At 64.3% G+C, this 22,245-nt stretch carries 23 protein-coding genes; 13 read left to right on the top strand and 10 right to left on the bottom strand.

What is annotated here, in order from left to right; translation table 11 throughout:
• Positions 1-114 precede the first annotated feature (114 nt).
• The gene (locus tag JQ603_RS24170; protein ID WP_212343153.1) at positions 115-1,197 is read left to right on the top strand and encodes a SecDF P1 head subdomain-containing protein; all 1,083 of its coding nucleotides are present in this window, start codon (positions 115-117) and stop codon (positions 1,195-1,197) included.
• 249 nt (positions 1,198-1,446) lie between these two features.
• On the top strand, positions 1,447-2,253 hold the full coding sequence (locus tag JQ603_RS24165; RefSeq protein ID WP_212343152.1) for a Crp/Fnr family transcriptional regulator: 807 nt from the start codon (positions 1,447-1,449) through the stop codon (positions 2,251-2,253).
• Between the two features lie 7 nt (positions 2,254-2,260).
• On the opposite strand, the gene JQ603_RS24160 is transcribed toward JQ603_RS24165, so the two are convergent.
• Positions 2,261-2,902, bottom strand: coding sequence for a glutathione S-transferase family protein (locus JQ603_RS24160; RefSeq protein WP_212343144.1), 642 nt, complete (start codon positions 2,900-2,902; stop codon positions 2,261-2,263).
• 325 nt (positions 2,903-3,227) lie between these two features.
• Positions 3,228-3,779 (bottom strand): cytochrome b, encoded by a 552-nt coding sequence (locus JQ603_RS24155; protein WP_212343143.1) that lies wholly within the window; start codon positions 3,777-3,779, stop codon positions 3,228-3,230.
• Between the two features lie 175 nt (positions 3,780-3,954).
• Between JQ603_RS24155 and murI the strand changes: the two genes are divergently transcribed.
• From murI to JQ603_RS24125, 6 genes are all read left to right on the top strand, one after another.
• The gene (murI, locus tag JQ603_RS24150; RefSeq protein ID WP_212343140.1) at positions 3,955-4,746 is read left to right on the top strand and encodes a glutamate racemase; all 792 of its coding nucleotides are present in this window, start codon (positions 3,955-3,957) and stop codon (positions 4,744-4,746) included.
• Positions 4,747-4,807: 61 nt separating this feature from the next.
• Entirely contained in the window at positions 4,808-5,581 is a 774-nt protein-coding gene (locus tag JQ603_RS24145; protein WP_212343139.1) for an HpcH/HpaI aldolase family protein, read from the top strand.
• 72 nt (positions 5,582-5,653) lie between these two features.
• Complete coding sequence (locus JQ603_RS24140) at positions 5,654-6,037, top strand: cupin domain-containing protein (protein ID WP_212343138.1); 384 nt, start codon at positions 5,654-5,656, stop codon at positions 6,035-6,037.
• Positions 6,038-6,143: 106 nt separating this feature from the next.
• Positions 6,144-6,911 carry an acyltransferase gene (locus JQ603_RS24135; protein WP_212343137.1) on the top strand — a complete coding sequence of 256 codons (768 nt, stop codon included), beginning with the start codon at positions 6,144-6,146 and terminating at the stop codon, positions 6,909-6,911.
• Positions 6,912-7,110: 199 nt separating this feature from the next.
• Positions 7,111-7,728 (top strand): 30S ribosomal protein S4, encoded by a 618-nt coding sequence (gene rpsD / locus JQ603_RS24130; RefSeq protein WP_212343136.1) that lies wholly within the window; start codon positions 7,111-7,113, stop codon positions 7,726-7,728.
• Between the two features lie 89 nt (positions 7,729-7,817).
• Positions 7,818-8,885, top strand: coding sequence for a threonine aldolase family protein (locus JQ603_RS24125; protein ID WP_212343135.1), 1,068 nt, complete (start codon positions 7,818-7,820; stop codon positions 8,883-8,885).
• Between the two features lie 134 nt (positions 8,886-9,019).
• Here JQ603_RS24125 and JQ603_RS24120 read toward each other — a convergent pair whose 3' ends face one another.
• Genes JQ603_RS24120 through grxD form a run of 4 tightly spaced genes read right to left on the bottom strand, consistent with a single transcriptional unit; the run spans position 9,020 to position 12,502 of the window.
• Positions 9,020-10,285, bottom strand: a complete 1,266-nt coding sequence (locus JQ603_RS24120; protein WP_212343134.1) for a serine hydrolase domain-containing protein — start codon at positions 10,283-10,285, stop codon at positions 9,020-9,022.
• A 1-nt stretch (position 10,286) separates the two neighbouring features.
• Complete coding sequence (locus tag JQ603_RS24115; RefSeq protein ID WP_212343132.1) at positions 10,287-11,573, bottom strand: serine hydrolase domain-containing protein; 1,287 nt, start codon at positions 11,571-11,573, stop codon at positions 10,287-10,289.
• 46 nt (positions 11,574-11,619) lie between these two features.
• The gene (locus tag JQ603_RS24110; RefSeq protein WP_212343130.1) at positions 11,620-12,171 is read right to left on the bottom strand and encodes an O-acetyl-ADP-ribose deacetylase; all 552 of its coding nucleotides are present in this window, start codon (positions 12,169-12,171) and stop codon (positions 11,620-11,622) included.
• Between the two features lie 4 nt (positions 12,172-12,175).
• Positions 12,176-12,502 (bottom strand): Grx4 family monothiol glutaredoxin, encoded by a 327-nt coding sequence (gene grxD, locus JQ603_RS24105; protein WP_018647423.1) that lies wholly within the window; start codon positions 12,500-12,502, stop codon positions 12,176-12,178.
• 261 nt (positions 12,503-12,763) lie between these two features.
• Here grxD and egtB point away from each other — a divergent pair, with 261 nt between their 5' ends.
• Positions 12,764-14,062: an ergothioneine biosynthesis protein EgtB gene (egtB, locus tag JQ603_RS24100; protein ID WP_212343304.1), complete on the top strand. Its 1,299-nt coding sequence runs from the start codon at positions 12,764-12,766 to the stop codon at positions 14,060-14,062.
• Positions 14,063-14,113: 51 nt separating this feature from the next.
• Entirely contained in the window at positions 14,114-15,085 is a 972-nt protein-coding gene (gene egtD / locus JQ603_RS24095) for an L-histidine N(alpha)-methyltransferase (protein ID WP_212343129.1), read from the top strand.
• Between the two features lie 13 nt (positions 15,086-15,098).
• Here egtD and JQ603_RS24090 read toward each other — a convergent pair whose 3' ends face one another.
• Together JQ603_RS24090 and JQ603_RS24085 are read right to left on the bottom strand one after the other, a co-directional pair.
• On the bottom strand, positions 15,099-16,292 hold the full coding sequence (locus JQ603_RS24090; RefSeq protein ID WP_212343127.1) for a low temperature requirement protein A: 1,194 nt from the start codon (positions 16,290-16,292) through the stop codon (positions 15,099-15,101).
• Between the two features lie 26 nt (positions 16,293-16,318).
• Entirely contained in the window at positions 16,319-16,555 is a 237-nt protein-coding gene (locus tag JQ603_RS24085; RefSeq protein ID WP_011088461.1) for a BolA family protein, read from the bottom strand.
• Between the two features lie 198 nt (positions 16,556-16,753).
• Between JQ603_RS24085 and JQ603_RS24080 the strand changes: the two genes are divergently transcribed.
• Together JQ603_RS24080 and JQ603_RS24075 are read left to right on the top strand one after the other, a co-directional pair.
• Positions 16,754-17,113 (top strand): DUF427 domain-containing protein, encoded by a 360-nt coding sequence (locus JQ603_RS24080; RefSeq protein ID WP_212343125.1) that lies wholly within the window; start codon positions 16,754-16,756, stop codon positions 17,111-17,113.
• 64 nt (positions 17,114-17,177) lie between these two features.
• Positions 17,178-18,281 carry an alpha/beta fold hydrolase gene (locus tag JQ603_RS24075; protein WP_245003802.1) on the top strand — a complete coding sequence of 368 codons (1,104 nt, stop codon included), beginning with the start codon at positions 17,178-17,180 and terminating at the stop codon, positions 18,279-18,281.
• A 43-nt stretch (positions 18,282-18,324) separates the two neighbouring features.
• On the opposite strand, the gene JQ603_RS24070 is transcribed toward JQ603_RS24075, so the two are convergent.
• Positions 18,325-18,498, bottom strand: coding sequence for a DUF1328 domain-containing protein (locus tag JQ603_RS24070; RefSeq protein WP_183240340.1), 174 nt, complete (start codon positions 18,496-18,498; stop codon positions 18,325-18,327).
• A gap of 172 nt (positions 18,499-18,670) precedes the next feature.
• On the opposite strand from JQ603_RS24070, the gene JQ603_RS24065 reads away from it, so the two are divergent.
• Positions 18,671-19,861 carry an acyltransferase family protein gene (locus JQ603_RS24065; RefSeq protein ID WP_212343123.1) on the top strand — a complete coding sequence of 397 codons (1,191 nt, stop codon included), beginning with the start codon at positions 18,671-18,673 and terminating at the stop codon, positions 19,859-19,861.
• Positions 19,862-19,995: 134 nt separating this feature from the next.
• Here the strand turns inward: JQ603_RS24065 and purL are convergent, their stop codons facing one another.
• Complete coding sequence (gene purL, locus JQ603_RS24060; RefSeq protein WP_212343120.1) at positions 19,996-22,206, bottom strand: phosphoribosylformylglycinamidine synthase subunit PurL; 2,211 nt, start codon at positions 22,204-22,206, stop codon at positions 19,996-19,998.
• Positions 22,207-22,245: the final 39 nt, after the last annotated feature.

Below are 22,245 nucleotides of genomic sequence, written 5' to 3'. Positions count from 1 at the left end.
CTGCGGCGACACGGGCCGGGTCGAACGGAATTTGAACCTCCGCACCCGATCCGGGGACCAAGAACTGGCATCAGATTCGCCTGCCAGCGTCCTGCCGCAAGACTTAAGGTGATCATGACCACGCCCCTGCGGAATTGCATTGCACCGCTCATCCTCGCGCTTGCGATGGCCTCGGCGGTCCCCCTGCCCCGCGCCGCGCTCGCCGCGGACAGCCAGCTCGAGAAGATGCGCGCCAAGATCGCGGCCTTCATCGGCGACAAGATGGAGAAACTCGGCGGCTCGCGGATCGTCTACAAGGTCGATACCGACGGCTTGCGCGAGAGCGCCCTCACGGATTTGCGTGACGACGTCTACAAGACCCTGCGCGAGGGCAAGATCGCTTTCTCGGGTCTTGCGATCCGCGACGGTGCGGTCGAGGTGAAGATTGCCGACGCCAAGGGCCGCGAACAACTCGCGCGCAAGCTCGCATCGGCCGCTGAAGGATTGCCATCACATGCGCTCACCGTGACCGACGGCGGCGACGGGCTGGTCAGGCTCAAGCCGACTGACGCCGCATCCGCCGCAGGGCTGCACGACCTCGTCGAGGATTCCATCGCCATGATCGAGCAGCGCCTCAAGGATGCCGGCATCAAGCTCGCCAGCGCCCAGCCTGATGGCACCGACCGCATCCGCATCTTCGTCCCGGGGATGATGGAGCCCGAGCGCGTCAGCGCGATCTTTGCCACGAAGGTCAAGGTCAGCTTCCGCATGATCGACATCTCGATGCCGGCGGAACAGGCCGAACTCGGCACGCCTCCAGCGGGCTCCGAAGTCCTGTTCGGCTTCAAGGAGAAGCGCGCCTATCTCGTTGCAAAGGACAGCGCGATCGAGGGCGACGACATCAGCTATGCCGGCCCGGGATTGGCGAGCGGCACGAACGAGCCGATCGCCTCGTTCCGCTTCAATGGCCGCGGCACGCGGCGCTTCGCCCACATCACGGAAGAGAATATCGGAAAGCCCTTTGCCATCGTGCTCGACGGCAAGGTGCTCTCCGCCCCGGTGATCCGCGAGCCCATCACCGGCGGCTCGGGCCAGATCTCCGGGAATTTCACCCTGGAAGAGGCCAATAGCGTTGCCATGATGTTGCGCGCCGGCGCGCTGCCGGGACACCTGACCCTCGTCGACCAACAGGTCGTGCAGCCCGCCGCCAAGCCCTGAGGCGGAACACCACCCGCATGTCCCTCCTCGTCCGGGGCCTCGGAGCTGCCGGCAAAGCCGTCCCCTGATCACGAATCACGGGGACGCCGCGGCCATACGCATAACCAACGGGCAATTGCCGAAACGCCCGATCAGGCTAAAATTTGCCTCTTGCGGCATGACGGCCGAAGGCTTCATTTCAAGCGGTCGTCATTCGATTTCCGCTATACGAGTACCCAAGGACTGAAGGCCTTACGCGGGGTTAGTACCATGCCGTCCGGCAGCGCAGACATTTCGTCGATCCTCGACCGCATTCTCGATGCGGCAACGGACAATCTCAGGATCGCAAAGATCCTGGTCCAGATGGGCCTCGATCCCAATAACGTCACCTGGGACGCGATCTTCAACCGGATGCTGGAGATCTTCGTCCACAACATCACGCTGGCGAACCTGTTCGCCGCGGTCGGCGCCGGCTTCTTCGTCGCCACGCTCCTGATGCGGACCATGGTGCCGCTGCGCGTCGCCAACATGGTCGGCTGTGCGTTCTTCGCTATGTTCGGCGCGCTCTCGGCCAACGTGGCGACGTTCCTGCTCTATCTCCTGCTGCTTCCGATCAACGCTCTTCGCCTGCGGCAGATGCTCAAGCTGGTCAAGAAGGCCCGCCATGCGGCCGAAGGCGACATGTCGATCGAGTGGCTCAAGCCGTTCATGACCGAGCGCAAATATCGCCGCGGCGACACGCTGTTCAAGCTGGGCGATCCGGCCAAGGAGATGCTCCTCACGGTAACCGGCAAGTTCCTGGTCAAGGAGATCAACGTCGAGATCCTGCCGGGCGCGCTGATGGGCGAGCTCGGCTTCCTCACGCCGGACAACCGGCGCACCGGAACGATCGAATGCATCGAGGACGGACAGGTGCTGACGATCACCTATGACCGGCTGCTCGAGATCTACTTCCAGGATCCGCAATTCGGCTATTATTTCCTGGTGCTGACCAGCCAGCGCCTCCTGCAGAACATCGATCGCCTGCAGAAGCAACTCAACGCGGCGCGGGCGCCGACCACCAACAGGATCGCGTGATCCCCGCTCAGCTCAGCAGCAGCGCCATGCCGGGATCGCCCTTCTCCATCGCCCGCCGGTAGGCGGGACGCGCACCGATGCGGCCGAGATATTTGACCACGTTCGGACAGCGCTGGAGATCATAGGGCTGGAAGTAGCGCATCGTGGTGAGCGAGAAGCCCATCATGATGTCGGCGGTGGTGAAGGTCTTGCCCGCCAGATATTCGGCATCGCGAACGCGCGCATCGACCAGATCGAAGGCGCGGTCGACACGCCCTTTGGTCGCGACCAGCATCGGATTGTCCTCGGCAAGCTTGAGCCGGTTCAGGATCATCAGCCGGCCCATGCCGGCCTGCAGTGTGCCGTTGGCGAAGTGAAACCAGTACAGGAACTGCGCGAAATCGGGATCGTCAGGACGAAGCACGAGACGGCCGCTGCCGTACTTCGCCATGATGTAGTCGACGATGGCACCGGATTCGGCGAGCACGAGATCGCCATCGGTGATGACGGGCGCCGCCCCGATCGGGTGCAGCGCCTTGTAGTCGGGCGGCGCCAGCATGGTGACGGGATCGCGCGTGTACCGCTTCAGCTCATGGGGAATATCGAGCTCTTCGCACAGCCAGACGATGCGCTCGGACTGCGACTTGCCGAGATGGTGGACGGTGAGCATGGCGCCTCCTGCGCAGACGACGCGGGCGAAGGCGTCGTGTCGGTCGTGACGTTGCATCATACTCCGTCATTGCGAGCGCAGCGAAGCAATCCAGACCGCCACCGCGGAAAGATACTGGATTGCTTCGCTGCGCTCGCAATGACGACGTGGAGAGTGTGCCCCCACACTTTCCTCTCGTGCCCCGGACGCAGCGCAGCGTCACTTCGACGGTGCGCTGCAGAGCCGGGGCCCATGCGGCCGAGAGCAACCCCCGCAACCTGGGTCCCGGCTCTGCGCAGCAACGCTAAGTGGCGTTGCAGCGCGTCCGGGACACGAGACCGTCACCCTACCCAGCCTCGTCCGTCACCATCCGCGTCACCACGCGGTCGCGGCGGATGAAGTGGTGCCAGACGGCGGCCACCACATGAACCGCGATCAGGGCGAGCAGCACATAGGCAAAGAGGATGTGGCGATCCTCATAGGCGCGCGCGGCTTCGCGGTCGGGAGAGGTGAATTGCGGCACGTGAAACAGACCGAAGAAATCCGAATAATCCGGCGTGTGCGCGCCGGAATGGGCCCAGCCCAGCAGGATCACGACGATGACGGCGAGGTAGAGCGCACCATGGCTGATGCGGGCGGCAAGCCTCTGCCAGGGCTGGCTGTCGGGCGGCAAAGCCGGCGTCGGATTGGCAACGCGCCAGACCAGGCGCAGCAGCGTGAGCAGCAGGATCGCATAGCCGATGTCGGCATGGATCGAGCGGTAAAAGAAGCGGTCGGGGCGCGCCGGAATGTGGTTCATCCACCAGCCGAAGCCGATCATGCCGATGATGGCCAAGGCCAAAATCCAGTGCAGCCAGCGGGAAATGCTGCCCCAGCCGTGACTGGTGTTTCTGATCATGTCGGGTCTCCGGATTTTTGCGGGCATGTCCCCACCCGCAGTGCAATATCGCTGCCTGATAGCGGGACAATGCGGGAATCACGAAATTGAATCGTTCCAAATTGGTGGCCACGCGGCCCCGCCGCAAAACCGCCCCAAAAACCGAATGGTAACCATGGGCCCTTAAGGTGACGACGTGACCAATTTCCCGACGATCCTGGTATTCGATTCCGGCCTTGGCGGGCTCACGGTGCTCCGCGAGGTCGTGGCCGCGCGCCCGGACGCGCACTATGTTTACGTCGCCGACGACGCCTTCTTCCCCTACGGCCACCACAGCGAGGACGAGATCATCGCCCGCGTCGTGCCGCTGATGGGTGAACTGATCGGCACCCATGATCCCGACCTCGTCGTCATTGCCTGCAACACGGCCTCCACCCTGGTCCTGTCGCACCTGCGCGCCGCTTATTCCCTGCCCTTCGTCGGCACGGTGCCGGCGATCAAGCCGGCCTGCGCGCAGTCGAAGTCCCGCCGCGTCTCGGTGCTCGGCACCAAGGGCACGGTGAAGCGCGAATACACCAAGGCGCTGATCCGCGATTTCGCGCAAGGATGCGAGGTGACGCTGGTCGGCTCGCCCGAGCTTGCCTCGCTGGCCGAAGCCGAGCTGAGTGGCGCTTCCGTCAGCGACGAGGCCATCCGCGCCGAGCTTGTCCCCTGTTTCGTCGGCGAGGAGGCGGGCGCGCGCACCGACACGGTGGTGCTGGCCTGCACGCATTATCCCCTGCTGCTCGACCGCTTGAAGAAGCTTGCACCCTGGCCGGTCGACTGGATCGACCCCGCGCCCGCGATCGCCCGCCGCGTCGCGGACCTGCTCGGTGCGCGCACAGGCGGCCTCACGCAGTCCGGCGCCGAGATGATCTTTACGTCGAACCGCGTGCATGGCCTCGGCGCCATGCTGACGCCGTTCTTCGGCGGTCGCGCGGTGGCCTGACTTTCCGCATTGACGGCGCGCTGCTAGGCTCCGCCATCGTCATCTCTGCGCAGGTCATCACATGTCGGTCCCCGCAAAGCCGCTCAATCGCCTCCGCCAATTGTGGAGCGAGGGCCGCCCCGCATTCGGTGCGATCGCGACTATCCCGAGCGTGCAGCTGGTGCAGATCATGGCGCGCTCGCTCGACTGGATCATCGTCGATCTCGAGCACGGACCGATCGGCCTCACCGAAGCACATGCGATGATCGCCGCGACGACGGGCACGCCGTGCACGCCCCTGGTGCGGATCGCCGCGAACGAGCCGTGGCTTGCGAAGGCGCCGATGGATATCGGCGCCTTCGGCATCAATTTTCCGATGATCAGCAATCGCGACGAGGCCGAGAAGGCGGTGCGCAGCGTGCGCTATCCGCCGCGCGGCGATCGGCTCTGGGGTCCCTTTCACGCCCCGTTCCGCTGGGGCCAGTCGATGCCGGACTACATGGCTGGCGCCGACGACGAGATGATCTGCATGGTCACCATCGAGCATGTCGAGGCCGTCAACCGCATCGACGAGATCATGGCCACGCCCGGCATCGACGTCGCCGTCATCGGTCCCGGCGATCTCGCGACGTCCATCAACAAGCGCGGCCAGATGGACGATCCGGAGCTGTTGGAGCTGGTTGCGCGCGCCGAAGCCGGCATCCTCAAAAGCGGCGTGCCGATCGGCGGCGTGGCGCGCACCGCCGAGCAGGCCAACGCCCTGATCGACCGCGGCTACCGCGCGATCGCGCTCGGCTTCGACTGGTCGCTGTTCCAGCGCGGCATCATGGCGGCTTTCGACGGGATCAGGCGCTGAACAAGCCGACGACTACCTTGCCGGGAACTGCCGCGCTGTTAGGGTCGGCGGCTCCAGGGAGGAAAAACAACCATGCTCAAGAAGACTTTGCTCGCTCTGTCCTTCGCAGGCCTTGCCTTTACGGCCTTCGCCCAGCAGCCCGGCATCAAGCGCACCCCGCTCCAGAAGGTCGAATTCCCCGACGGCTACGCGACCGTCACGGCGATCGCGGAAGTCCCCGCGGGCGGTTCGGCCGGACGCCATACCCATCCCGGGGTCGAAACGGGCTACGTGCTGGAAGGCGAGCTCAATCTCCTGATCGACGGGCAGCCGGAAAAGACCCTGAAAGCCGGTGATTCCTACCAGATCCCGGCAGGCGTCGTGCACGACGCCAAGGCCCATGGCGATAAGGCTATGAAAGTGCTTGGAGTTTACGTCGTCGACAAGACCAAGCCGCTGGCCTCGCCGGCGCCCTGATGCGGCGAACCGACCGGCCCCAAGCGGGTTGGTTCGTGCTAGAGCAAGCGACGAGCGGGAACCCCGCTCGCTGCACATATTTTAATCCGCGGGAACCGAAAGAGCGATGCGCGGGACACCCAAGACCATTTCGCTGCCGCGGCGCCTGATTTGCGACCTCATGCGCGCCTCGATGGACGTGCCGTTCGTCTCGCTCTCCCGTTCACTCGATGTTCGCCCCCTGCTGGAGGCCCGCGCAGGCGCGATGGCGCCGGCCGGCTGGGCTGCGATGTTCGTCAAAGCCTTTGCCATCGTCGCCAAGGATGAGCCGGTCCTGCGCACGGTCTACGCCAAATGGCCCTGGCCGACGCTCTATGAGCTGCCCAAGAGCGTGGCGTCGGTGGCGATCGCCCGGGTGGAGGGCGGCGAGGAATGCGTAATGCCGCAGCGGATCGCGGCTCCCGAGACCATGACATTGGCTGCGGTCGATGCCGAAATCCGGCGCGCCAAGACGGCTCCGGTCGAGGAGGTTCCCATGTTCCGCAAGGTCATGCGGGCCACCCGCCTGCCGCTGCCGTTGCGGCGGCTCTGCTGGGCGGTCGGGCTCAATTTCGGCCGCCAGCGCGGCAACTGGTTCGGCAGCTTCGCGGTGAGCTCGGTGGCCGCCTATGGCGGCGGTGAGCTCCATCCCATCACGCCGGGCCCGTTCATTGTCAGCTACGGTGTGGTCGAGGGCGACCAGTCCATCCATGTCGTGATTCGCTGGGACCATCGGGTCACGGACGCGGCCCCCATCGCCCGGGTCCTGACCCGGCTGGAACAGGTCCTGAACACTGAAATCGCTGCCGAATTGGGGGCAGCCGGGCCAAAGCCCATTCGGGCGGTTGGGACCTGATTTTACGCCCATTCGCATTGACAGAACGGCCCACATTCACCTAAAAGCCGCCTGCTCGCGGGCCGATTTCGGCCCGCGAAGCGTTTCGCGACCCGTGGTCCTCTCCCTCTAGCTTTGGGGATCGGACCTGTCGGTGCCGGGCCTTGCCCGTCACACAGGAGGGCGCGTTTCCTCAAACCATGCAACCGAAGAGGACGCGATGACTAAGCGCAGTGAGGCGAAGTACAAGATCGATCGCCGTATGGGCCAGAACATCTGGGGCCGCCCGAAGAGCCCCGTGAACCGCCGCGAGTACGGCCCCGGCCAGCACGGCCAGCGCCGCAAGGGCAAGCTCTCCGACTTCGGCGTGCAGCTGCGCGCCAAGCAGAAGCTGAAGGGCTACTACGCCAACATCAGCGAGCGCCAGTTCCACGGCATCTATGTCGAGGCGAGCCGCCTCAAGGGTGACACCGGCGAGAACCTGATCGGCCTCCTCGAGCGTCGTCTCGACGCGGTCGTGTACCGCGCCAAGTTCGTCTCCACGATCTTCGCCGCCCGCCAGTTCATCAACCACGGCCACATCAAGGTGAACGGCCGCAAGGTCAACATCTCGAGCTACCAGCTCAAGGTCGGCGACGTGATCGAGGTCAAGGAAGCCTCCAAGCAGCTCGCCCACGTGCTCGAAGCCAGCCAGCTTCCCGAGCGCGAGGTCCCCGACTATCTCGAAGTCGACCACGGCAAGATGACCGCGAAGTACACGCGCATCCCCGGCCTCTCTGACGTGCCGTTCCCGGTGCAGATGGAGCCGCATCTGGTCGTCGAATTCTATTCGCGCTAAGATCTGAATATCGAAAGGCCCCGGTTCGCCGGGGCCTTTTTGCTTAAGAGCCACACTTCAGTGGCCGCAATGCTTTTAGGAGCCGTCTCATGCTCTACACCCCTCCTCCCGTTGATCCCAAAGCGCCGCCGGTGCGCATCAATCTGTTGTCGGACACGCAGACCAGGCCGACGGCCGGGATGCGCGAGGCGATGGCGCGGGCCGAGGTCGGCGACGAGCAGGTCGGCGACGATCCGACCGTGAACGCGCTGTGCGAGCGCGTTGCCGATCTGCTCGGCAAGGAGGCCGCGGTCTATATGCCCTCGGGCACGATGTGCAACGTCACCGCGACGTTGGTGCATTGCCGCCCCGGCGACGAGATCCTGGCACATGAGACCGCGCATATCATCGCCCGCGAAGGCGGCGCGCATGCCGCGATCGGCGGCTTCCAGGTTACGCAGCTCAAGGGGCCTGACGGCCAGTTCACGCCGGAGACGTTCCGGAAAGCGCTGCATCCGCGCACGCGGTACCAGCCGCCGCAGACCGTCGTCAGTGTCGAGCAGACCGCCAATATCGGCGGCGGCACGATCTGGAAGAAGGTAGCCCTCGACGAGATCGTCGCGATCGCCAAGCAGCACGGCCTCGTCACCCACATGGACGGCGCCCGCCTCCTCAACGCCACCGTCGCCAGCGGCATCTCTCCGCGCGACATGACCGCGGGCTGGGATTCGGCCTGGATCGACTTCTCCAAGGGCCTGGGCGCGCCGATCGGTGGCGTGCTCGCGGGCTCGCGCGCCTTCATCGACGCAGTGTGGCAGTGGAAGCAGCGGCTCGGCGGCTCGATGCGGCAGGCCGGCATCTGCGCCGCCGCCTGCATCTATGCGCTCGACCATCACGTCGAGCGGCTCGCCGACGACCACGCCAATGCGCGCGCGCTCGCCCGCGGCCTGTCGCAGATCGCGGGCATCGAGGTGCAGGAGCCGGAGACCAATCTGGTGTTCTTCAAGCCCGACGGCGCCGGCATTCCCGGCGACAAGATGGTCGCAGCGCTCCGCCGGCGCGGCGTGACGCTGGCGATGATGGACGGCCGCATCCGTGCTTGCACCCATCTCGACGTGAATGCGGCCCAGGTCGAGGAGACGATCGGATACGTGCGCGAGATCGTGCGCGGGGCGTAAGGCTCGTAGCCCGGGTGAGCGCAGCGACACCCGGGACCTCTCTCGCAAGATCCCGGATGTCGCGGAGCCTGTCATCGGGGCGGCGCTTCGCGCCGACCCGTTGGCTCATCCGGGCTACGAAAGCGGCGAAAGGCTCACCGCCCCATCGCTTGGTAGATCAGCGTCTTCAGCGCCAATTGAATCCGGCCGCGCTGCGACGGCGTCTGCACCATGAAGATCCCGAACAAATCGTCCTCGGGATCGATGAAGAAGAAGGTGCCGCCGACGCCATCCCAGCGATACTCGCCGAGCGGCCAGGACGTGCCCTCCGGCACCGAGGTTCGCACGGCGAAGCCGAGGCCGAAGCCGGAGCTGCGGCCCGGATAATAGTTCTGGTCGCGTGCGATCTTCGTTTCCGGCCCGATATGGTCCCTGGCCATCGACGCAATCGTCTCTGACTTGAGATAGCGCCGGCCTTCAAACGTGCCGCCATTCAGCAGCATCTGCGAAAAGCGCGCGTAGTCGCCAATCGTCCCGACGAGGCCGCCACCGCCCGACTCCCATTTCAGCGGTTTGCGGGGATCGCGAACCTGCGTCATCGGGCTGATCGCGCGATCCCCAGGCATCGGCTCGGCGATGCGCGGCCACTTGGCGGGATCGGCGACATAATAAGCGGTATCAGTCATCCCGAGCGGATCGAGCAGCCGCTCCTTCTCGAACTGAAACAGCGATTTCCCCGAGATCACCTCGATGATGCGGCCGAGAACATCGGTGGAGAGGCCATAGTCCCAGATCGTGCCGGGCTGCTCGGCGAGCGGCAGCGTGGCGATCTTCGCGACGAGCTCGGCATTGGTCGAAGCCTTGTTGTCGAACAGACCGGCATCGGCATAGAGCTTGTTCACCAGGCCCCCGCCGTAATAGCCGTAAGGAAGCCCGGCGGTGTGGCGCATCAGATCCTTGACCGTGACCGGACGATCGACCGGCTCGAAGGTCAGCGAAACCTTGCCATCCTCGGCCTTTGTCTCGACGCCGACCTTCATCTCGCCAAAGGCCGGGATGTATTTCGAGACGGGATCGTCGAGCGAGAGCTTGCCCTCCTCGACCAGCATCATCGCCATGACCGTCGTGATCGGCTTCGACATCGAGTAGAGGCGGAAGATGGTGTCTGCGCTCATCGAGAGCTCGGTCGCCGCGTCGCGGACGCCGAAATTCTCGTAATAGACCGGCTTGCCGTGCTGCTGCAGCAGCAGGATCGCGCCCGGAAACGTTCCGGCGACGATCTCCTTCTGGATGTAGTCGGAGACCTTTGCGAGGCCTTCAGGCGAGAAGCTGCGCGCGGCGCGCGTCTCCGAGCCCGCTTGCGCACCGGCCGCACTCAACAGCAGAACGAGCGCCGCGAACAGCGCACGGCGCCCGAACATGTCAATTCTCCATGGCTTCATAAACCAGCAGCTTCAACGTCCGCTGCACGCGCTGGCGCTCGGTCGGGGTCTGCTCCAGAAGGACGAAGAACATGTCCTGCTTGGGGTCGATCACGAAATAGCAGCCGGAAGCGCCGTCCCACTTCAGTTCGCCGAGATCGCCGGGCGGCGGCGGCTTGGCGTTGCCGGGATCGGTGCGGACCGCCAGCCCGAGGCCGAAGCCGAAACCGTCGCCGGGGAAGTAGAAATAGTCGCGATCAACGCCCGATTTCGGACCGATCTGATCGGTCGCCATCAGCTTGAACGTCTCCGGCTTGAGGATGGTCTTGCCGTCGAGACTGCCGCCATTGAGCAGCATCTGGGCGAAGCGCTTGTAGTCCGCCATGGTCGTCACCATGCCGCCGCTGGCGAACATGATCTTCTTGACGACCGTCGGATCGTTGATGCGGCCGACGCGGAAATCGGCGTCATTCGGCACCGGCTGCGCCAAGAGCTTCTGCTTCTCGGGGTCGGTGACGAAGAAGCCGGTATCGACCATGCCGAGCGGAGTGAGCAGCTTCTCCTGCATGATGTCGATCAGCGGCTTGCCCGCCGCGATCTCCATCACGCGCGCCAGGATGTCGGTGGAATGGCCGTACTGCCAGAGCGCGCCCGGCTGGTTGTGCAGCGGGAGTTTCGCGATGCGCTCGGCGAACTCGGCGAGGTCGAAATCGCCGGCATAGATGTTGGCGTCGCGATAGGCCTTGCGCACCAGGCTGTCGCCATAGAAGCCATAGGTGACACCGGAGGTGTGCGTCATCAAATCGTGCACCGTCATCGGCCGGTTCGGCGGCACCAGCTCGAGCGACTTGGTGCCGTCCTCGGCCTTCTTCTCGACGCCGACCTTCACATTGGCGAACGACGGAATGTATTTCGAGACGGGATCATCCAGCTTGATCTTGCCGTCCTCGATCAACTGCATCGCAACCACCGAAGTGATCGCCTTGGTCATCGAGAACAGGCGGAAGATGGTCTTGTCCGTGATTGGGGCCTTGCTGACCACGTCCTGCACGCCGAAGGCTTCGTGGTAGACCGGCTTGCCGCGCTGCTGGATCAGCACGGTTGCGCCGGCGATCTTGCCGGTCGCGACCTCGTTCTTGAAGAAGTCGCTGACTTTGGCGAGCTTGTCCTGGTTGAAATGCGCGCCGGCCGGAATCTCGTAGGTGCCCTCCGCGCGCGCCAGCGACATCACGCCGAGCGACAACAATGCGCCATAGACAAATGGGCGCCGTCCAAAATGAAAAATCATATCCCCTCCCCGGAACATGGTCCGGCGGAGTGTACCGACCGCGTCATCAGGCACAAGAGCTGCCGTATCGCGCCAGCGCCTCGGCATGGAGTTTGGCGCTCGGCTCGGCGAAGCAGCAGAACACCACGCGGGCCACGGATGGCGCGGCGGCGAGCCCTTCGATGGTCGTGCGCACCGCGATATCGGCGGCCCGGTCGGCGGGAAAGCGGAAAATGCCGGTCGAAATCGCGGGGAATACCACCGAGGTCAGCTCGTGCTTCCCGCACAGCTCCATCGCGCGGCGATAGCAGGAGGCCAGCAGGTCGTCCTCGCCGAGGGTCCCGCCGTTCCAGACCGGCCCGACGGTGTGGATCACATGGGTGGCCTTGAGCCGGTAGCCTTTGGTGATCTTGGCGTCGCCCGTTTTGCAGCCGTGGAGCATCCGGCATTCGGCGACAAGCTCGGGCCCGGCCGCACGATGGATCGCGCCATCCACGCCGCCCCCGCCAAGGAGCGACGTGTTCGCTGCGTTGACGATGGCGTCAACGCTCAGTGTCGTGATGTCGGCAACGACGACGTCGAGCTCCGCGCCGCCAATCCGGCGCGACAGTACGGTCACGGCCTTAGGCCGCGACGACGACGCCCTTCTCGGAGAAGAGCTGCTGCAATTCGCCGGCCTGGAACATCTCGCGGACGATGTCGCAGCCGCCGATGAACTCGCCCTTCACATAGAGCTGCGGGATCGTCGGCCAGTTCGAATATTCCTTGATGCCGTTGCGCAGCTCGGCGGATTCGAGGACGTTGAGGCCCTTATAGCCGACACCGATATGGTCGAGAATCTGGACGACCTGGCCGGAGAAACCGCACTGCGGAAATTGCGGCGTACCCTTCATGAACAGAACCACGTCGTTCGACTTCACTTCATTGTCGATGAATTCCGCGATGCTCATATCCGTGTCCTTCTGGGGCAGAGCCCTCACCAATTGCTTCGGGCCGGCTCAGCCGATTTAACCCGATACCTGCCTATATATGTAGCCCAAACCGTTGTGCATCCAAAGTAAAATGGCGGCGTACGGTCGCTGTCCCGGGCTTCTCCTGGCCTTGGGCGGCCGGCCCCGGCAGCGCCGGCCCATTGCATGATGACACGAATATCATCCCCGGGGAGGACTTTCATACCGTAACGGAGCCCCTATCTAGGACGAACCTTGGTTTTGGAACCGGGCAACGCCAACAACGTTCTCTTGTCCTGTCTGGAGAAAAACGTGACGAAACCAGCCTCCGCCACGGCCGCCCCCGCGCTTTCGTCACCGTCCTCCGAGGAGGGCAGCCTGGCCCAACGGCTGGAAGAGGCGTTTCTCGCGGTTCGCAACGAGACCGAGCACCGGGCCGCGCCGCTGTCGCCCGAGGACCAGCAAATCCAGTCCATGCCCGATGCGAGCCCTGCGAAATGGCACAGGGCCCATACCACCTGGTTCTGGGAGCAATTTTTGCTCGGCGAGCACGCCCCCGGCTTCCGGCCCTTTCACCCCGATTTCGCATTCCTGTTCAATTCCTATTACGTCAGCGCCGGCCCGCGGCATGCCCGCAACCATCGCGGCGACATCACCCGTCCGAGCGCAGACGAGGTCGGCGCTTACCGCAGATATGTCGATGCTGCCGTCGTCAAATTCTTCCGCGAAGCAAGCAATGACACGCTTGCGGCCCTGGCGCCGCTGGTCGAGGTCGGACTCAACCACGAGCAGCAGCATCAGGAATTGATGTACACCGACATCCTGCACGCCTTCGCGCAGAATCCGGTCTATCCGGCCTACGATCCGGACTGGCGCTTCCCGGCGGCGACGCGTACCGGCGACGACTGGCTGACGCTCAACGAAGGCATCCACACCGTCGGCCATTTCGATGACGGCTTCCATTTCGACAACGAGAAGCCTGCCCATCGCGCCCTCGTCGGCCCTGTCAAGGTCGCGCGCAATCTCGTCACCAATGCCGAATGGCTCGCCTTCATGCGCGACGGCGGCTACCGGACGGCAACGCTTTGGCTGATGGACGGCTTTGCCGCGGCCAGCAAGGAAGACTGGCAGGCCCCGGGATATTGGCGCGAGGTCGATGGCGCATGGCAGGTGATGACGCTCGCGGGCCTCAAGCCGGTCGATCCCGACGCGCCGGTCTGCCATGTCAGCTATTACGAGGCGGATGCGTTCGCGCGCTGGGCCGGCAAGCATCTCCCAACCGAGATGGAATGGGAGATCGCAGCCCGCACCAGGCAGCTCAACGACGCCTTCGGCATCGTCTGGCAGTGGACCCGCAGCTCCTACTCGCCTTACCCCGGCTATCGCGCCGTCGAAGGCGCGCTCGGCGAGTACAACGGGAAGTTCATGGTCAACCAGCTCGTGCTGCGCGGCTCCTCGCTTGCAACTCCGGAGGACCACAGCCGTATCACTTATCGCAACTTCTTCTATCCGCACCACCGCTGGCAGTTCACGGGACTGCGGCTCGCCGAATACGTCTAGTCTTTAATCCGACGACAGATGCGCGCCGGACAGCGCGTTCAGGAGAGTATCATGAATGTGCACGCCAGCGCTTTGGCCGAAGCCCATCTCCCCGACGAGCAGACCACCGCTTTCGCCCGCGAGGCCATCGAGGACCTCTCGCAGCAGCCGAAGAAGCTGTCGCCGAAATATTTCTATGACGCGACCGGCTCGGAGCTGTTCGAGGCGATCACCAAGCTGCCGGAATATTATCCGACCCGCACCGAGCTCTCGATCCTGAGGGAGCGTGGCCGCGAGATCGCGAAGATCATCCCGGAGCATGCGGCGCTGGTCGAGTTCGGCGCCGGTGCGACCACGAAGGTCCGCCTGCTGCTGAGCCACTGCAAGTTCGCGGCCTATGTCCCCGTCGATATCTCCGGCGATTTCCTCAACGCGCAGGCAAACGGCCTGAAGCGGGATTTCCCCTCGCTCGGCATCTATCCGGTCGCCGCCGACTTCACCACGCCGTTCGAGCTGCCGAAGGCGGTGGCATCGATGCCCAAGGTCGGCTTCTTCCCGGGCTCGACCATCGGCAATTTCGAGCCGCATGAAGCGCAGGCCTTCCTGAAGAGCGCGCGCGCAATTCTCGGCCGAGGCGCGCAGATGATCATCGGCGCCGACCTCGAAAAGGACGAGCGCGTGCTGCACGATGCCTACAACGATGCAGCCGGCGTCACCGCGCGCTTCAACCTCAATGTCCTGGTGCGCATCAACCGCGAGCTGGGCGGCAATTTCGACCTGTCCGCCTTCACCCATCGCGCGATCTACAATCGCGTGCGGCACCGCATCGAGATGCACCTGATCAGCAGGAAGAGCCAGACCGTGCGCCTGCTCGGCACCAGCTTCTCGTTCAAGCCGGGCGAGAGCATTCATACCGAGAACAGCTACAAATACAGCCTCGAGCGTTTTGCTGCGCTGGCGCAGGGCGCCGGCTGGCGCGTGCGCGAGAGCTGGACGGACGCGGCAAAGATGTTCTCGGTGCACGCACTGGAGGTCGCGGAGTAAGAGCGCCGGGAGCTCAATGCTCCCCGGCCTCCTCCGCCTTCGATCCCAGCGACACCGACTCCCACACCGCCACCACGATCAAGACCACGCTGGTCGCGACCGAGAGCCAGAGCGGCGACAGATCGGCTGCAAACCACCACAGCACCAGCAGCAGGATGATGCCGATGCCGTGCGAGAGCTGGAGGAAGCCGCGGATCGAATGCTTGAACAGGATGGTGCCGACCAGGAACACCAGGGGGCCGCCGATCGTGCTCACGATCGTCCTGAAATCGGAATGGCCGGTCGGATGCTTCAGCACCAGCTCGTCCGAGACCGCGGTGAGGATGATGCCGGCGACGATCGGCATGTGCAGATAGGTGTAGGCGAGCCGCGCCAGCCGGCCGGATTCGGTGGATTTCGAGATCCGCTCGGAGCCGGCCTCGGCGCCCTTGTGGAAATAGACCCACCACATCGCGATGCTGCCGACCAGCGCCGAGACGAAGGCGAGGATGTTGTCGGCGGTCCACTCCAGCTCCGCAAAGGTCGCGCCATTGACGACGATGGCCTCGCCGAGCGCGATGATGATGAAGCCGGCGCAACGCTCGGCCATGTGGTTGCCTTCGACCGCCCAGGCCTCGACCGACGAGAATCCCAGCTTCGGGACCCAGAACCGGACCGCGGGCGAGACATACTCCCAGGTGACCGCCGCGATCCACAGCCATAGCCGGGTCTCTCCCTCGGAAAGACCGCCCGCGATCCACAACACCGCCGAGATCGAGAGCCACGTCAGGATGCGGATCGCGTTGTGCCGCACCGCCGTGCGATGGCGCGGGGTCGCGAACAGCCAAAACGCGGTGCGCCCGACTTGCATGGTCGCATAGGCGATCGCGAACCACAGGCCGCGCCCCTCGAAGGCGGTCGGGATGGTCGTCGACAGCACGAGGCCGCCAAGCATCATCAGGAAGATCAGGATGCGGACCGGCGTCAGATCCGGATTGAGCCAGTTGGTGACCCAGGCGGTGTAGACCCACACCCACCACACCGCGAGAAACAGCACCGTGACGTGCACCGCGCCGAGCGGGGTGAAATGGTGCAGCAGCGTGTGCGACACCTGCGTGACGGCGAAGACGAAGACGAGGTCGAAGAACAGCTCGGCATTGGTGACGCGACTGGGCTGGTTCGGCGTGATGACGCGAAACATCGCGCCGCGCGAATGCTCAGCAGCCATCATCGTCTCCCGTCGCGCTGGTCAGCTCAGGTGCCCGGCACCCCGGTTTGCAGCGCCAGCGCATGCAGGACGCCGCCCATCTGGCCGCGCAGGGACTGATAGACGATCTGGTGCTGCTGGACGCGGGACTTGCCGCGGAAGGATTCCGAGATCACGGTCGCGGCATAGTGATCGCCGTCGCCGGCGAGGTCGCGGATGGTCACCTCGGCATCGGGGATCGCTGCCTTGATCATCGCCTCGATATCGTGGGCGTCCATGGGCATTCGGGTCTAGCTCCTTATCTCGGCTGCAATGGCAGCCTCGTCATCGAATCGCTCGCCGGGGTCCCCGGGGCCGGCGGGCCAAACTTAGCGTGAACGGCCTTCTACGTCACGCTTTCCGGCACTATATCCCTGATCGCATCGGGACAAAGGCACGACAAAGTGCCGCGCGCGGCAGATTGATCGAAAGGGCGTGAAATCATGAAGCTTCCAGGGCCGGACCACCCCATCACCATCACCCCGAACCCGCGGCGCGTCCGTATCACGGCGGGCGACATCGTGATCGCCGAGACCAGCAAGGCGCTGACCCTAAAGGAGGCCAAATATCCGGCGGTGCAATATGTGCCGCGGGAGGACGCCAACATGGCCCTCCTGGAGCGCACCGACCGCGTCACCCATTGCCCCTACAAGGGGGATGCGAGCTATTACAGCGTCAAGGCCGACGGCAAGACGCTCGACAATGCGATCTGGACCTACGAGACGCCCTTCCCCGCCATGACCGAGATTACCGGCCATCTCGCCTTTTATCCGGACAAGGTGAAGATCGAGGAAGTGGGCTAGGTCCAGGGCGCTCTGACGCCGGGGGAGATCATGGATCACTCCCTCTCAGTCGATGCTGCTATCAATGCCGCGCAAGGCCGGAAGACTGATTGCAATCTCGTTGCTCGGGGCAGCCGGCGTCGCCATTGCGGTGACCGCTGCCGGGCTCGGGTTTCGCGCCTATCGCCAGCATCTTGCTGCGGAAACTCTCGCCATCCGCTCTCCCAACGGGGTGCAGGAGGGACGGTTCGTCGATATCGGCGGCATCAGGCAATGGATTGAAATCCGCGGCGAGGATCGGGATAACCCGGTTCTTCTGTTCGTCCATGGCGGGCCCGGAGGCACTACCTTGCCCGTCTCGTCGGGCTGGCGCTCCTGGGAAAAGCATTTCACTGTTGTGCAATGGGACCAGCGCGGTACCGGCCGCACTTATGGTGCGGCTGGGGAAGATACGCTCGCTCCAACTATGACCTTGGAGCGAATGACGCAGGACGGCGTCGAGCTGGCCGAATATCTGCGCGCGCATTTGCACAAGGACAGGATTGTCCTGGTCGGGCACTCCTGGGGCTCATTCCTGGGCATTCACATGGCGAAGCAACGCCCCGATCTGTTCTGGGCCTATGTCGGCACAGGCCAGGTCGTTGGCAGGACGACCTTCGAGAAGGCTTTCGAGCTCAAGATTGCGCGCCTGCAAGCGCTGGCGGCGTCGACCGGCAACAACGAGGCGCTGGCGGAGTTGGCACCGATCGCTGCGCGGCCGATCATGAGCGAGGAGAACCGCCTGATCGCCGAAAAGTGGAGCCGCGCGCTGGCCCTTCCCGTCGATCGCATCCAGCTTGCCGGCCAGATCCCGCCCCGATTCATGCCGGATTTCTCGCTGCTCGATTGGTACAATTGGCGCAAGGGCGTCGCCTTCTCCACCAAATATCTGACCGGACCGGATGGTCCGATGGTCCAGCACGACACGGCCTCAATGGGGCTCGAATTCTCAATCCCCATGTTCTTCATCGAGGGCGATGCGGATGGCGTGACGCCCGGCGGTCCTGCCGAGCAATATTTCAGTCAGATCATCGCCCCGCATAAGGAATTTGTCTGGATTCGCGGCGGCGATCATTTTCTCCCGTTCAACCGTCCCGATGAGTTTCTGGCGGAGTTGCTTGCTCGCGTAAGGGCGTTCGCTCGTAATTGAGGACCTGCGCCTTACGAGCCGGCCCGGTCGAGCGGCTTCCCCGCTACGCCCTGAAGATGGTCAGCCCCAATATCAGCAGCGCCAGGAAGATCACGACGAAGACGTAGAACAGGAAGCGGGCGATATCGGCTGAGGCGGCCGAGATGCCGGTGAAGCCGAACACGCCGGCGACGATCGAGACCAGCAAGAAGATCAGTGCCCATTTCAGGATCGTCATCACCAGCTCCGAAATTGGTGCCGCCCGTTGCGGTCCTCGACTTTCGCAGATGCTAACCTCGTTCCGCGGAACTGGTTCCTGACGGTGCCCACGGGTGGCGTGGCCAAACTTCCCTTGCTGAATCGAGTTCCCGGCGGCACAGTCTGGCCGGACAGGAGCGACCGGGGCGGCCATGATGACGATGTCACAGTCAGCGACGATCGGCGCAGAGGTGCATGCCGCGCCGAAGAGCAAGGCGCGCAATTTGGCGATTGATCGCGCCCGCACCTTCCTCACCCTGGTAGTGCTGCTGCATCACGCGGTGATCCCCTATACTTATTTCGGTCATACCGATCCGAAGTACTTCTTCGGCTTCGACATGATCGTGCTCGCCACCGACAGTTTCTTCATGGCGATGTTCTTTTTCCTGTCGGGACTGTTCGCCTGGTCTGGTATCGCCCGGAAGGGACCGCTGAACTATTTGCAGGATCGTCTGCTTCGGCTCGCGCTGCCATTCGTGATCTGCGCCTTCACGATCATTCCGCTCGCCTATTACGCCATCTCACTGCGACACCATCCCGAGATCGGCTTTTCGGAATACTATTGGAATATGATCACGAAGGGCCCGTGGCCGAGCGGGCCGATCTGGTTTCTCTGGGTCTTGTTCGCCTTCGACCTGATTGCCTGCCTCCTGCACCGGCTATCGCCCAATCTGCTCGATCCGATCAATCGCCTCTCGCTGTACGGCCGCCGCCGGCCCGAGGCGTTCTTCGCGGTCATGCTCGCCGTCACGGCAGCGTTCTATGTTCCCGGGCTGATGCGTTATGGACCAAGCAACTGGTTCGAGTTCGGGCCGTTCTCGGTGCAGCATGGGCGCGTGATGCTCTATGCGAGCTACTTCTTTTTCGGCGCCGGCATCGGCCTTGCGAATATGGATCGCGGATTGCTCGCGGCAGACGGCCGGATGGCGAAGGTCAGCTGGGACTGGATGGTCCTGGCGATCGTCCCGTATTGCCTGTTGTGGGTGCTGATCTTCATCAAGCGCGAAATACTGGGAAATCCCTCGCCGTTGCCGAACTGGTATGAGGGGCTCTATGCCATCTGCTTCGCTGTCTTCAGCGTCGCCATCATGTTTCTGATCCTGGCCTTTTTCCAGCGGTTCAAGCAATCAGGTTCAGCCAAGCTGCTCGATCCAATGCAGAGCGACGCGTACGGCATGTTCCTGGTGCACTATCCGATCGCACTGTGGCTGCAATACTGGCTGTTCGACTATGACCTGCCGGCGATCGTCAAGGCCACGATCGGGTTTGTACTGACAGTCGCGGCGAGCTGGGCGCTGACGCGAGCGCTGCGGCAGATCCCGGGCGCGACACGCGTGTTGTGAGGCACGGCCTCTCGTCACGGCGAGGTCCGTAGCCCGGATGAGCGAAGCGATATCCGGGGTCGTGCTTCAAGCAACAGTGGTCCCGGATGACGCTTCGCTCATCCGGGCTACGGCACTGAGTTCGCGGCGGCGCCTTACGCCGCCTTGCCGCCCATATACTCCGGCAGCCAGCGCTCGAACGACTTGCGCAGCGTGTCGATCGTAACAGGCGCCTCGCCGGCGATCGCAATGGCATCGCCGCCGGTGGTGCCGATGCGCACGCAGGGCACCTCGCAGCCGCGCATCTTGGCGAGCACGCGGCCGGCTTCGGTTTCCGGCACGGTGACGAGATAGCGCGCCTGGTCCTCACCGAACCAATAAGCCTGCGAGACAAGCGACGTCGGCGCCGCCAGCAGCTTTGCACCGATGCCGCCGGCCATCGCCATTTCGGCGAGCGCGATCAGCAGGCCCCCGTCGGAGAGGTCATGCACGGCGGTCGCGGTGCCCGCATGGATCATGCCGCGCACGCAGTCGCCGTTGCGCTTCTCGGCAGCGAGATCAACCGGCGGCGGTGCGCCCTCCTCGCGACCACAGATGTCGCGCAGATAGACGGACTGGCCGAGCCAGCCATGGGTCTCGCCGATCAAGAGGATCGCCTCGCCCTCCGCCTTGAAGGCCAGTGACGCCGACTTGGTGAAATCGTCGAGCAGGCCGACGCCGCCGATTGACGGTGTGGGGAGGATCGCGCGGCCGTTGGTCTCGTTGTAGAGCGAGACGTTGCCCGAGACGACCGGGAAGTCGAGCGCGCGGCAGGCTTCCGAGATGCCCTTCAGGCAGCCGACGAACTGGCCCATGATCTCGGGACGCTCGGGGTTGCCGAAATTGAGATTGTCGGTGATCGCGAGCGGCTTGCCGCCGACCGCGGTGATGTTGCGCCAGGCTTCCGCCACCGCCTGCATGCCGCCTTGATAAGGATCGGCCTCGCAATAGCGCGGCGTGACGTCGACGGTCAGCGCGAGGCCCTTCGGCCCGTCCTGCACGCGCACCACGGCGGCATCGCCGCCGGGGCGCTGCATGGTGTTGCCGAGGATGACGTGGTCGTACTGCTCCCACACCCAGCGCTTGCTGCACATGTCGGGCGTGCCGATCAGCTTCTCCAGCGCAGCGCCGAGGCCCATCGGCGCGACCACGTCGCGCGCGTGCACGACGGGCAGCGCCGCGGACGGGACATGCGGGCGGTCATAGACCGGCGCCTCGTCGCCGAGCTCCTTGATCGGCAGGTCAGCCATGACGTCGCCGCCGTGCTTCACCACGAAGCGCTTGCTCGGCGTGGTGTAGCCGACAATCGCGAAATCGAGCCCCCACTTCGTGAAGATCTCCTCCGCTTCCTTTTCCTTCTCGGGCTTGAGCACCATGAGCATGCGCTCCTGGCTCTCCGAGAGCATCATCTCGTAGGCGCTCATGCCGGTCTCGCGGGTCGGCACCGCGTCGAGATCGAGGTCGACGCCGAGATCGCCCTTGGCGCCCATCTCGACAGCCGAGCAGGTCAGGCCCGCCGCGCCCATGTCCTGGATCGCGATGACGCAGCCCTTCTCCATGATCTCGAGGCAGGCTTCCAGCAGCAGCTTCTCGGCGAAGGGATCGCCGACCTGCACGGTCGGGCGCTTCTCCTCGGACTTGTCGTCGAACTCGGCCGAGGCCATCGAGGCACCGTGGATGCCGTCGCGGCCGGTCTTGGAGCCCAAATAGACGATCGGCATGTTCACGCCGGAGGCGGCCGCATAGAAGATCTTGTCGGCATCGGCGAGGCCGACGGCCATCGCGTTGACGAGGATGTTGCCGTCATAGCGGGTGTGGAAGCGCACCTGGCCGCCGACCGTCGGCACGCCGAAGGAATTGCCGTAGCCGCCGACGCCGGCGACGACGCCGGAGACGAGATGCCGCGTCTTGGCATGCTCGGGCGCACCGAAGCTCAGCGCATTGAGGCAGGCGATCGGGCGTGCGCCCATGGTGAAGACGTCGCGCAAGATGCCGCCGACGCCGGTGGTCGCGCCCTGGTAGGGCTCGATGTAGCTCGGGTGGTTGTGGCTCTCCATCTTGAAGACCACGGCCTGGCCGTCGCCGATGTCGATCACGCCGGCATTCTCGCCGGGCCCCTGGATCACCCAGGGGGCCTTGGTCGGCAGACCGCGCAGATGGATGCGCGAGGACTTGTACGAGCAATGCTCGTTCCACATCGCCGAGAAGATGCCGAGCTCGGTGAAGGTCGGCTCCCGCCCGATCAGCTTCAGGATGCGCTCGTATTCGTCGGGCTTGAGCCCGTGGGCGGCAACCAGTTCGGGGGTAATCTTGGGTTCATTCTTCATGGATTCGGGGCTTTCGGCGGCGTTTGGCCGTTCTTAGGA

It is taken from the genome of Bradyrhizobium liaoningense, from assembly GCF_018130825.1.
Lineage (GTDB): Bacteria > Pseudomonadota > Alphaproteobacteria > Rhizobiales > Xanthobacteraceae > Bradyrhizobium > Bradyrhizobium liaoningense_B.
This window is presented reverse-complemented; position numbering and strand designations above follow the sequence as displayed.